Source organism: Streptomyces sp. SID5469, assembly GCF_009862865.1.
Classification (GTDB): domain Bacteria; phylum Actinomycetota; class Actinomycetes; order Streptomycetales; family Streptomycetaceae; genus Streptomyces; species Streptomyces avermitilis.
The window spans coordinates 14,142-25,696 of the sequence record NZ_WWIN01000001.1 but is presented as its reverse complement, the minus strand read 5'-3'; the positions used below and the strand labels follow the sequence as shown (position 1 = coordinate 25,696).

The 11,555-nt window shown below is 67.4% G+C and carries 10 protein-coding genes and 1 pseudogene; 4 read left to right on the top strand and 7 right to left on the bottom strand.

Annotated elements, in window-relative coordinates; genetic code table 11:
* Nucleotides 1–6 precede the first annotated feature (6 nt).
* The 3 genes from GTY58_RS00115 to GTY58_RS00110 all read left to right on the top strand — a co-directional run bounded on the left by GTY58_RS00115 (nucleotide 7) and on the right by GTY58_RS00110 (nucleotide 1,127).
* A complete protein-coding gene (locus tag GTY58_RS00115) occupies nucleotides 7–531 on the top strand; it encodes a hypothetical protein (protein ID WP_010981456.1) in 525 nt (174 codons plus the stop codon).
* Complete coding sequence (locus GTY58_RS41185) at nucleotides 528–662, top strand: hypothetical protein (protein ID WP_255253770.1); 135 nt, start codon at nucleotides 528–530, stop codon at nucleotides 660–662. The genes GTY58_RS00115 and GTY58_RS41185 overlap by 4 nt, the downstream gene beginning before the upstream one ends.
* A gap of 144 nt (nucleotides 663–806) precedes the next feature.
* Nucleotides 807–1,127, top strand: coding sequence for a hypothetical protein (locus GTY58_RS00110; RefSeq protein ID WP_242432213.1), 321 nt, complete (start codon nucleotides 807–809; stop codon nucleotides 1,125–1,127).
* A 10-nt stretch (nucleotides 1,128–1,137) separates the two neighbouring features.
* On the opposite strand, the gene GTY58_RS00105 is transcribed toward GTY58_RS00110, so the two are convergent.
* The 7 genes and pseudogenes from GTY58_RS00105 to GTY58_RS00070 all read right to left on the bottom strand — a co-directional run.
* Complete coding sequence (locus tag GTY58_RS00105; RefSeq protein WP_010981454.1) at nucleotides 1,138–2,022, bottom strand: IS5 family transposase; 885 nt, start codon at nucleotides 2,020–2,022, stop codon at nucleotides 1,138–1,140.
* Between the two features lie 347 nt (nucleotides 2,023–2,369).
* On the bottom strand, nucleotides 2,370–2,579 hold the full coding sequence (locus tag GTY58_RS00100) for a DUF6207 family protein (protein ID WP_037651950.1): 210 nt from the start codon (nucleotides 2,577–2,579) through the stop codon (nucleotides 2,370–2,372).
* 347 nt (nucleotides 2,580–2,926) lie between these two features.
* Nucleotides 2,927–3,184, bottom strand: coding sequence for a hypothetical protein (locus GTY58_RS00095; RefSeq protein ID WP_237528684.1), 258 nt, complete (start codon nucleotides 3,182–3,184; stop codon nucleotides 2,927–2,929).
* Between the two features lie 432 nt (nucleotides 3,185–3,616).
* On the bottom strand, nucleotides 3,617–4,135 hold the full coding sequence (locus GTY58_RS00090; RefSeq protein ID WP_010981451.1) for a DUF6233 domain-containing protein: 519 nt from the start codon (nucleotides 4,133–4,135) through the stop codon (nucleotides 3,617–3,619).
* A 1,282-nt stretch (nucleotides 4,136–5,417) separates the two neighbouring features.
* Complete coding sequence (locus tag GTY58_RS00080) at nucleotides 5,418–6,089, bottom strand: DUF4190 domain-containing protein (protein ID WP_037651949.1); 672 nt, start codon at nucleotides 6,087–6,089, stop codon at nucleotides 5,418–5,420.
* Nucleotides 6,090–6,174: 85 nt separating this feature from the next.
* Complete coding sequence (locus tag GTY58_RS00075; protein ID WP_137951134.1) at nucleotides 6,175–6,543, bottom strand: hypothetical protein; 369 nt, start codon at nucleotides 6,541–6,543, stop codon at nucleotides 6,175–6,177.
* A 291-nt stretch (nucleotides 6,544–6,834) separates the two neighbouring features.
* A pseudogene (locus GTY58_RS00070) lies at nucleotides 6,835–7,821 on the bottom strand (helicase associated domain-containing protein); the annotation flags it as partial.
* A gap of 174 nt (nucleotides 7,822–7,995) precedes the next feature.
* On the opposite strand from GTY58_RS00070, the gene GTY58_RS00065 reads away from it, so the two are divergent.
* A complete protein-coding gene (locus GTY58_RS00065) occupies nucleotides 7,996–9,882 on the top strand; it encodes a pentapeptide repeat-containing protein (RefSeq protein WP_010981448.1) in 1,887 nt (628 codons plus the stop codon).
* The last annotated feature ends 1,673 nt before the right edge of the window (nucleotides 9,883–11,555 follow it).

The window sequence follows — 11,555 nt, the reverse complement described above, 5'->3', positions numbered from 1 at the left end:
ATGAGAATGAACGAGATAATGCTCAGCCTTGCCGGTGCCGAGCTGCCATCGGTTCTTCCGGACGACGTTCCTGCCGCGTATCGTGCGATCGCGGAGGAAGGCTGGACCGTGGACGGGAATGGCGCCTACCTGCTCTCCGCGTTGCAGGCGGGGTACCACGGATCCACCGCTGGAGAATTCGAGGATATTGTTCACTTCGAAGCCACGGTGAACGGGCGCGGCATGATGGACTACGACCTCCCCGCTTCAGGGCCCGAAAGGCAGAATCGGCTTTTGCGACGCTCCATCGCTTACGCCTGCCTGGCCTTGCAGGCTGCCCCTGCGGAAAGCGAGCACCCACTCCTGGGGTACGTTTCCCTCTCGGAGGGCGGCCTGTCGGACGACACCCTCACGGCTAATGTCACCTTCTGTACACGCCGCTCAGGCATCCCGCCCTACGTCAGCGACATTCAGGATTACTCCGAGGAATCACTGCTTGAGCTGTCCAGAGATGACGCCGTGAACGCCCTCAAAGGTGCTGACGGCCGGTGATTTCTGCAGGATGGGGCCGGACCCGGCACATTCACTCTCTGCTCGATCTGGCCCGCACCGTCCACCAGCCCAGGGCCTTCGACACCCCTGGGCTCAACCGGTTCGAGAACCAGGCCCGTGGCGACGGCTAGGGCCTGTCCGATGGGTCGTATGAGCTGATCAGAGCCGTGGCCTAATGTTCGTTGAACGAAGGGGGCCGCATGTCACGCGATACAGCCGTAGCAGAGGTGGGGATGAGGGGAATCACGTTTCCTGCCTGGCACGGAGAGCACTACGTGACCCTGGCTGAGGTGCTGGTTCGGCTCGGCAGCTTCGGCCTGGACCTGACGTGGCGCATTGAGTTCGACGAGATCGTCGATCCTCGCTGTGTCGAGATGGAGAGACGGTCCGCCGACGCCGGCATGGACACGTTGACGCTGTTGTCGTTGACGACCCCCTTCCTCCAGTTGATCGACGCCGAAGCACGTGGGTTCGCCGGGGACGAGCTGGTGCTCGTCCTGACCGAGTTCGACAGCTCCTCGTGGGATGTCAGGGCTGTCGACAAGCGCGTACTCAGCGAACTTCGCCAGCACTACCCGGGTGCCGAGGATCTCTGAACGGGGCACTTCACTCCGGACGCAGCCATAGGCGGATCGCCGCCACGGTGACCGTTCCGTGGAAGACGTACGCCCGTTTGTCGAAACGCGTGGCGATGGCTCGGAAGTTCTTGAGCCGGTTGATGGTCCGCTCGACTTCGTTGCGGCGGCGGTAGATCGCCTTGTCGAACCCTGTGGGCCGACCGCCTCCGCTGCCGCGGCGCCGACGGTTGGCCCGCTGGTCTCTTGGCTCGGGGATCGTGTGCTTGATCTGACGTCTGCGCAGGTGACGCCGGTTGCGGCGTGACGAGTACGCCTTATCGCCTCCAACATGGTCGGGCCGAGTGCGCGGTCGTCCACCAGCCTGCCGGGGCACGCGGATCTCTTCCAGGACGGGAATCATCTGCGGTGCATCCCCCCACTGGCCGGGCGTGATGAGGAACCCGAGCGGGCGGCGCCCGCCTTCCCCGGCGAGGTGGATCTTGCTTGTGAGCCCGCCTCGCGAGCGTCCCAGGGCCTCATCGGGACGGTGGCGCGCGGGGCTCCTGCGTCGACCCGGGATCTTCGGGGCGCGGGTGGAGGCGCCAGCCGCGTGCTGATGAGCGCGGCAGGTCGTGGAATTGACACTGACCATGCTCCAGTCGATCCGGCCCTCGGCATCGGCGTCGGCCTGGACGGCCCGCAGGATTCTCTCCCACGTTCCGTCCGCCGACCAGCGTCGATGACGGTCGTGGACCGTCTTCCAGCTACCGAAGCAGGGAGGCAGATCCCGCCAGGGGAGGCCGGTCCGCTGCCGGAACAGAATCCCGTTGATCACCCGGCGGTGGCATTTCCAGCGTCCTCCCCGCCCGCGATTCGCCGGCAAGTGCGGCTCCAGGCGAGCCCACTCCTCATCCGAAAGATCTCCCCGCCCCATGTCCCACGGAACGAGTTCCCAACGGGAGCGTCACTCGACCCATCGGACACGACCTAGGCCTCCCGCGGCGTGGACGCCGGCGTCCACGAGCTGCCGAAGAAGAAGACCGCGAAGCAGCAGTCGGCCAAGAAGACGACGGCGAAGAAGGCCACGAAGAGGACGGCAGCACGCCGATCACGCAGCGCCTGAGGACACCTCGTCCTAGGGGCGGAGTTCACTCATCGCCCCACTGTGGACGACCACTCCCACCGGTAGCAGACCGACCACGGGATTGACCAGGCCGCCGCCAGCCCCGACCATGACCCGGACCACGGCTGGTCAGCGGACGCGGTCGCTCGTCCGCAGTCCTACGAGTCGGGTTCTTGGCGCAGGTCCAGGGAGCAGCGCAGCCGTACACCGGGCTCACCAGGCTCCCGGGTCGTACGGTCCGCCGGTGCAATCGCGCACCGCGCGGCGAGCAGCTCTTGGACCGCGAGCGCGGTTTCATCATCGGCGGCCGCGACCTCCACCACAGCCAGGTCCGGCTCTGCCACGTGCGCGTCAGTGATCTCCCTCATGCCTTGGCACTACGCGCCGCGACCCGCAGAAGTTCTCCGATCCTGGCGTCTTCACCCGACCGCGTAGGGCCCCGGATTGCGCTAGGTGTTGCGGTAGAGGTTGCGCAGGCCTTCACCGCGTCCTCGGGTCCGCCCAGGTCACCGCAGACGTATGGCGTGGTCGGGCCGCTGACATCCCCGTTGCGACCCCCTTCGCCCATGCCCTGGCTGGAGTTGAGGGGTGGGAGGGCGGGATGGGCGGCGCGGACGCAGCCGGGGATCGGGGCGCCCTCGCCGGGTTGCGCGCCGGGCGGGGCGGGCGCGCCAAGGCCCGCCGACGGTGCGGCGGCCGGGGAAGTGGTCGGCGGCTAGCTGGAGGCGTCGGCCATCTGCTGCTCCTGGTGGCGCTTGAGCGCGTTACGGGCCGCGAGGACGTGGGCCGGAGCGAACTCGCTCCAGTACGCGTGCGTGACGTTCGCCGTGGCGAGTTCGACTTCCCGCGCCCGTAGCCGGGCGATCTCCGCCGCGTCCTGAGGGCCCCAGCCGGGGGAGGCAGGGCGGGATGAGGGCCGCCAGGCGTTCTCGTGCGTCTCCCACGCGTCCAGCGGTTCGGCCGACCACGGCACCCGCCGGTAGACCGTCTGCAGATCAGCGCGGACCTGACGGAGTTCGTCCTGAGCGTCGGTCAGGTCCTGGGGGAAGTCGTACGAAGCCGCCAGGCAAAGGTACTGCTGTTCGAACCGCGCTCCGGTCTGTCGCGCGGCAAAATCTCCTGCGCCAACTCTTGCGTCTTCTCCTGCGGCATCTCTTGCGACTTCTCTTGCGCGAGCCTCACGGGCGCCGCCGCATCCGTGCAGGTCACCCCCACCGTACGGGCGTGGTCGGGCCTCTGACATCCCCTCTACGCCCCCGGACCACGCCCCACAGCAGGAAGAACAAGGAAGGTGGGTGGTGGGTCAGGTCCCGGGCTGCGGGCGAGGGGATCGGGGCGCGTTCGCTGGTGTTGCGCGCCGGGCGGGGCCGCCGCGCCAGGGCCGCCGACGGTGCGGCGGCCAGGGTCAGGAGTCGTCGGGGGCGGAGTCGGTGATGTGGTCGAAGCCGCGCAGCAGAGGTGTCAGCTCCTGCGCGGCTCCGCACAGCGTGCACAGCCGGGTGCCCGGGTGTTCTGCCGAGTCCAGTGCGCGGTCCATATCGAGCAGCGGCGCCCCCGCCGGTGCTTCCTCGCAGTCCGGTGCGTGCAGGACGGAGCGGGCCGGGCCGCGGCCGTCGCGCAGCTTCGCAAGCACCCACCCCGAAGGCCGGCGCTCCCCGAGGACCTCACGGACCGCCGACTGCGGTGACCGTTCCAGCTTCTCGGTGACGACCTGGTCGTAGTCGACGCCGTCGACCGGCCGGACGTGGTCGGGAGCGCGCACCCATACCCGGTACGCCGCCGCCTCCACATCGCCGTCCTCGCGATCTCGGTAGGACGGCAGCCCCACGAGGTAGGCCCATCCCGTCTCGGTTTGCTGCCGCTTCCACAGCCGCGCCACGACTTCCTGCTGATCGGTGCCGAGCAGGGGATCGGCGGGCAGCATGACCCGGACCGGCCAGCAGGCTGGCGCTCGCCAGGGAGTGGCCGTCCGCCTGCGCCGCCAGGATCAGGGCGACGGGCGCCATGCCCAGTGACAAGCGTCCGGTCACCGAGGCGATCAGCAGGCGGCCGCAATATCGGTGGCGCAGCACGTCCCGGAAGGTCGGCGGGGTGCGCGGTAGCTCCGGGTCGTCGGCCGGTGCGGGCAGGGGGAACGGCTGTGGTGCGCGGGCCGGCGCCTTTGTGGTGTGGGGGACGTCACGGACCTGCGCGTGGGCCATCGCCTGCCTGCCTCTGCAAGGGAAGTCGAGTTGTCTCGCGGGGCCGCCCGCACGGCGGGCTCGTCAGGGCGCACGCCGTGCGGGCGGTGGCAGCGGCACGGGGATGAACCGCTGGTGGCACAGCCCAACAGGGCATGAAGGCTGCTTCAACGCCGCTTCCCCGGCAGCGGTCGGCTCGGGCATCAAGTCGCAGCATCTGGTGCGGCATTCCCCCTCACCGGTCCGCCTCACGGGGTCCGCAGCCAGAGCGGCGAGCGCGGCAGCGTCGACACCTCGCCCACTGGTTCGTTCAGCTACCAGCAGGCCGGAAGTCGCCGTGACCGTCAGCACCGCCTCGCGGGTACGCCCGTACGGCACGGCACGTAGCGGCATCCCCGGGCCGGGCGCCACCGTGATGATGGTCGCGCCTGTCACGGCCCCGTCGGTGCGCCGGACACGGGGCTAAGCGCGGGCGGATCATCGCGGGCCCACCGCCTCCAGGTCCGCCGCTCCGGCGAGCTGCCGCGCGAGGTGGCGGCCGCTCAGGTGTCGGACGAGAGGAAACAGTTCAGCGCCCAAGGCTTTGACCTGGGCACTGAACTCTTCTCTGCGCAGCTGGAATCGAGGATCTGCGCACTGATTTGTTCAGTGCGCAGACACCCGACGGTGCGGCTACTTGGGGCGTTCGTAACCGACGAAGAGGTCGTGGGTTCAAATCCCGCCACCCGACAGCCGAAACAGCAGATCAGGCAGGCACTGGATTCAGCACCTGCCTGATCTGTTTCTGTCTGCGTGTCTATCCCCGCCTGCCACGCAAGCGGCTTGACTCCGTCATTGAGACTCGCTCCGCTCCCCGCGCGCGGCCCGGCCCTCGGCCGGGCCTGCGCTCATGTCTCCGCCCCGCTTCAGTCCGGCCGGCGCCCGTGCCGCTGCGACTCCATGGTCTCCATGATGCAGCGAGCCCCGCCGCTGCGGGGTGCGCGGCGAGGCCTGCAGATGGTGGTCGGCGTCATGCGACGTCAGCGATCAGAAGTCAGTTCGGGACGCGTTGATGGTCTTGCACTCGAGCTTCTTGGCGTCCTTGATCTCGTCCGCGTTCACCAGCGCACCAGCGTTCTTGTCAGTGAACTTCTGGCCCGGGGCGAGGTTCTCGGCGGTTGACATGAAGTCGTCGACCTTCTTGCCGTCGGCCAGGACCTCGCCCTCTACGAAGTACGAGTATCGGCGGTCGCCGTTGTTGGCGTAGTCGACGTGGATGGCCATCTCCTTGATGCCGAAGTCGCCGGTGACCACGTCGCACTTAGTGACCTTGAAGTCCTTCATGACCTTGGACTCCTTGGCGCCGCCGGTCTTGGACTTGCCGTCGCCGACGGTGGTGGAGTCGTACGACTTGTCGAGCTCCTCACTGGCCTTGTCCACGGCGGAGAAGAACAGGGCGTTCATGGCAAAGAACATGATGATCGCTACGGCCGACGTGACGAGGCCGGTGATGCCGGCGCCCTTGCCCTTGCGGACCTTGCCCGCCTTGGAGAGGCCGATGGCGCCGAAGACGATGCCAAGGATCGCGAGCGGCCAGACGACGACGTTGAGGACAGGGATGAAGCTGACTACGACGGCGATGATGCCGAGGACGAGTGCGGTGGTGGCCAGGCCGTTGCGGCCGGGCTGCTGGGGCTGGGGGTACTGCTGCTGGCTCATGGTGCTCCCCACGGGTTTCTGCTGTGTTTGCGCGTGGGTGACCGGTGAAGGACCTGCATGGTTGCCGCGAAGGTACGGAACGTGATTAGTTCGTGATTGAACTTTCCTGATAGGCAAAAAATTTGGTGCGCAGGGCGCGGCTGTGGTGTTTTGGGAGGTCATCGGCGGTGACGGCGGGATCGGGCAAGGGCCTCACCTCGGCGTCCGACCGCGATGCGTCACGCGGCTCCACCGTCGTCACCCGCAGTACGGTGTGATGCATCGCGTTGAGGAAAACGAGTCGTCCTGGTTGCCCGACACAACGTGTGTGGGCGTTGATGCGCGGCGGTGTGGACAGCACGCCGCACTGCCGCGGTCCGCGAAGTCCACCGATCGGCCGCACCCGCGGCAACATCCGTCCGAGCGTTCGTGCAACCACTCGCCACAGCACGCCCGATCGAACGATTTCCGCCATGCGGCGCTACAGAACAGATGCCTGCGCACTTGACCTTTTGAAGCGCAGCTGAACTTTCGACTGTCGCTGAACAGTTCGCCTGACAGCGGCACCAGAATCACTCGGAAACGGCCCGCAACGACGTAGGCAGGTCGAAACGTTCTCGACAGCCGAGGCGGCGGGGAGGTGACTACGGGACCGGGAATTGGCAGGGGCGATGATCGCCGGATCAGTGGTAGGCACTGACGGCCGTCAGGTACAGGGCGCAGGCGGTCCCACTGGCGCTGGGAGAGGCACCAGCTCGAGGGTCAGGAATACCCCAAGCCGAACCTCGGTGCCGTCCTCCAGCCGCTCTACATGGGCCCTGGGCACCGTCACAGAGCCTTCCCGGGCCTTGTACTGCGCCAGGGCCGCCACGCCCCGCTCGAAGGCCCCCACGGGCGTCGCGGACGGCTTCGCGGGCTCCTCCGGCTCCAGGGCCAGCGGCACGATGCCGAGCTGCTCCAGGCGCTCGCGCTGCCCGTCCGTCAGGGCCTGCCAGACCTCGGGCTTCCGCTGCCGGGCCAGCCACTTCCCGATGTCCATGCCGTGGACCGTGAAGCCCGGCAGGACGTCGGCCTGGCCCTCTTCGTCGGCCACCAGATCGCGCAGCGCGGCGTAGTGCCGCTGCCACTCCGCCGGCCACGACGGGTTCCAATCCTCGTCCACGGCCTCCAGCGCCGTCTTCCACTCGGGGTGTCCTTCCAGGGCGCCGGGTCGGCGGAGGTTGGACAGCCACTGCCCCACCGGCCGGTCCAGCATGGTCGCGGAGCGGGGCGCGCACAGCGTCCAGTGCTCCTCCAAGTACGCGCGGGCCGCTTCCAGGTTCTCCTGGAATCGCTCATCGGCCGGTGACCAGACCATGCCCAATTGCTCCAGCCGCCGGGCGCGTTGGCCGGTCATCTGCCCCGCCCCGTATGCGCGTCGCTGTTCTGCGACCCATTGCCCGAGAGGGTAAGCACCCTCTTTGTACCCATAGGGGACTCTGGCGTGCTGCTCACGTTCGGTGAACTTCTTGAGTGCCGCCCAGCCGCGGGCCCAGTCCTGCTTCTCGGTGTCGATCACGTTGAAGGACACCCAGTCCGCGACCATCACCGGATCACGCGGGGCTGCGAAACGGAGCAGCAACCGTGATTCGTCCTCGCCTTCCTCGGGCGGCGGACCGATGTGCTGGGACGGCTGCGCGACGTCCTTCTGCGGCTCCTGCGGAATCGCCAGCAATTCGATTGCCTCTTCATCATGAGCCCGAAGACCTTTTATCTCAGGGCGGGCGGTTCGGTAGGCACGTTTGTTGTTGTCGGACCGCACCGAAGATTTCAGTAGCGCATGATTCTTTTCAGTGCGCCCTTCAGTAACGCATCGGAGTTTTCAGGGGTTAGCTTCGCTGCGACCGAATCCTGCAACTGTCCGATGGTGCCAGCGCGTCCCTAGGGCATGCCGTCTGCTACGCCGTCTACGCCGTCGAGCACTCCACCTGCGTGGCCACACTGTGCCCATGACGCCACTCCAGAGGATCCGGTCGGCTGCCGTGGCCTCCGCGTCGGCAGTCATACCGCCTGCCTAGCCCACCTGGACGACACCGACCGTGCCGCCTACCTCACAGTTCTGTCACCCGGCGCCGACATCGACCACCGAGGCACTCCCTTCACCCCTAATCTGCTGAACCAGCTCCTCGCCGCCCTGCGTGACCCCACCACTGGTAAGCCCCGCACAGGCGAGGCCCGGTTCGACGGGGCAACCTTCTCCGGCGAGGCTCGGTTCAATGGAGCAACCTTCTCCCGCGAGGTCCGGTTCGACGGGGCAACCTTCTCCCGCAAGGCCCAGTTCAGGGAAACAACCTTCACCCAGGACGCCCGGTTCGACGGAGCTGCTTTCTCCGGCGAGACCGAGTTCGAGAACGCGACCTTCTCGCATGGCGCTCGGTTCGGGAAAACGACCTTCTCCTGCCGCACATCATTCGACGTAGCGACCTTCTCCGACCAAGCCTCGTTCGCCGGAGCAACTTTCTCCGGCGAAGCCCGGTTCATCGGCGCGCGCTTCTCCCGCACTTGGTTCAGCGAAGCAACTTTCTCCGCTGGCGCGCGATTCGTCGATGCGAAATTCTCCGAGGACGCCCGGTTCGACGGAACCACCTTCTCTCGCGATACCTCGTTCCAGGGGGCAACTTTCTCCGGCGACGCCAGGTTTCACGGGGCACGGTTCGAGATGTCGTCCTTCCTGGGGCCACTGGTGTGCAGTAAGCAGGTGGTGATGGACGGTGCGGTGTTCGGGCAGCCGGTGACGGTGGAGATTGCCGCCCATCAGGTCAGCTGTGTGCGCACCCGGTGGGCATCGACCGCCACGCTGCGTCTGCGCTACGCCGAGCTGGACCTGAGGGACGCTGTCTTCGAGTACCCCGTGACAGTTGCCGCCCGCCCGAACGCCCTTCGGAGCCGAGTATCTGTCTCGCTGTCGGAGGCAGAGCTGTCCGGCCGGGAGCCCGGAGTGCGTCTGATGTCGGTGGATGGGGTGGATGCCGCGCACCTGGCGCTGCAGGACATCGACCTGAGTGCCTGCCGGTTCGCCGGAGTCGTCCACCTGGACCAGCTGAAGGTGGACGGCTGGTGCACTTTCGCCGGCGTTCCCGCTGGCTGGGGCCGACCCTTTTCCTGGCCGTCGAGCCAGCGCAACACACTGGTAGAGGAACACCATTGGCGAGTGCGTACCGCCCGCCGCCCCGGCCGGGCCGTCGCCCGGGGCTGGACCTCGCCGCAGGACGCCCCCGTGCTGAAGCCGGCAATGGTGGCGGCGCTGTACCGGCAACTGCGAAAGTCGCTGGAAGACGGCAAGAACGAGCCGGACGCTGCCGACTTCTACTACGGCGAGTCCGAGATGCGCCGCCATGACGTCACGCGGCCCTGGGGGGAACGGGCACTGCTGACCGCCTACTGGGCCCTGTCCGGGTACGGGCTGCGCGCCATCCGAACACTGGCCTGGCTGGTGGCGGCCATGGCCGCCACGATCGCGGTGATGGTGCTGTGGGGCCTGCCCGCCGATGACCCGAAGCCGACCACCACCGGCCGCCAGGTCGCGGTAGGTCAGGAGGTCCTCCTGACCACCGACGTCCCCGCCCCGGTCAACCCCTCCGGTCCACTGACTGAACGCGTCACCACCGAACGGCTGGAGAAGGGTCTGCGGGTAGTGATCAATTCAGTGATCTTCCGCTCCTCCGGACAAGACCTCACCGCCACCGGCACCTACACCGAGATGACCTCCCGGCTTGCCGAACCCGTCCTCCTCGGCCTGGCCGTCCTTGCCGTCCGCAGCCGCGTAAAGCGCTGACCATCACCACGCAGGACAAGAGGAGAAGAGACGTCACGGTCACCTGAAGCGATCGGTGCGCTAGCGCCACCCCAAGGCGTCGCACGGAAGATTTCAGTGCCCAGGTCACAGTCACGCCCGCTGAAATCTTCCGTGCGGTCCGACAGTTGTGGTGGAGCCTGAAGTTGTAGAAGATCATGATTTGGCTGTTTTGTAATGTTCTGAGTGTTTGTCAGTTGGTGGGAGTAGGGTCGCGTGGCGCGGTTCCGAAAGGGTGAGAACCGATGGAATGTCCTGGGGGAGTGAGGCTGGGTGGGGCTGGCGGGTGGGGCTGCGGATAAGGCGGGTAACCGGTACGAGGACTGGTGGACCGCGCTGAGGGTGGCGGAGTTGCTGCGGGGGCGGGCGACGGGGATTCGTCTGGAACCCCCGGGGCCGGCGGGCGCCGGGATCGAGTTCGAGCTCGAGGCGGACGACGGCACCTGGTGCGAGCAGGTGAAGGACGTCCCCTCGAAGGGGCCGTGGACCCTGAGCGCTGCGGGCAAGATCCTCGAGGCGGTCACGGGGCATCTTGCGGGGGGCAAGAAGGTGCGCCTTGTGCTGTCCACGGGGGCCCCTGAACTGCATGATCTTTCTAAGCGGGCCCGGGGCGCCGACACACTCGCCGAGTTCGAGGGCATGATCACCAAGGCCCAGATTCCCCAGTTTGTACAGGTACTCGAGAACTGGTCCGACAACGGGATGCCGGTCGACCGGGAGGTCGGCTGGCGGTATCTGCAGGCCGTGCACGTGGAGCACATCCCACCAGAGGCACTGCGCCGCCTGGTGGTCTCCGAGTATGAGCTGCTGTTTGTCGGGGACCCGGAAGTGATCGTCAGGCAGCTGAGCGGCTATCTCGACGAGCACCTGCACCAGCGTCTCACCGGCTCCCAGATCCGCAGCCATCTTCTAACCGTGCCGGGGGTGCGCCCACGTCTGCTGGCGGGTGACACCGGGACGCTCACGGCCCTGGCCGGGACGGTCGAGCGCTTTGTGCGGCGCGTGCGACGGGACAAGCCCGCGTTCGGGATGGCCGCTCGTCCGCATGTGGAGCAGCTGTACGAGCGCCTGGTGGCTGAGGACGGCCCGCAGATGGTGGTCTGCGAGGGCAGCGCTGGCTTGGGTAAGTCAGCGGTCGTCACCGACGTCCTGGTCCGGCTGACCGAGCAGGGATGGCCGGCGGCCGCGGTCCGGATGGACGGCGCCGACGCGAGTGTGCAGACGGCCAAGGACCTGGGGGTCAGGATGACCCTGCCGGACTCGCCGGCGGTGCTGCTGGCTGGGGTCGCGGACGAAGCGCCGGCGCTGTTGGTGATTGACCAGCTGGATGCGGTCAGCACCTACAACGGCAGGATGTCGGATGCCTATGAGGCCGTGGAGGACGTACTCGCACAGCTGGTCGTCGCCCCGAACGTCAAGGTGCTCCTGGTGGCCCGCACCATCGACATCGACAATGACCGGAGGCTGTCCGACCTGGTCGCCGACCGCGTCCGGACAGTCCGGTTCCCCCTCAGCGTGCTGGACGTGGAACAGGTGCGGGCTGTGCTGTCCGCCAGCGGGACGGATCCCGACGGCTTGGGGCCGGTGACGCTGGAGCTGTTGCGGACTCCGTTGCACCTGTCGGTCTTCAGCCGTCTGTCGTCCTCCGCACGGGC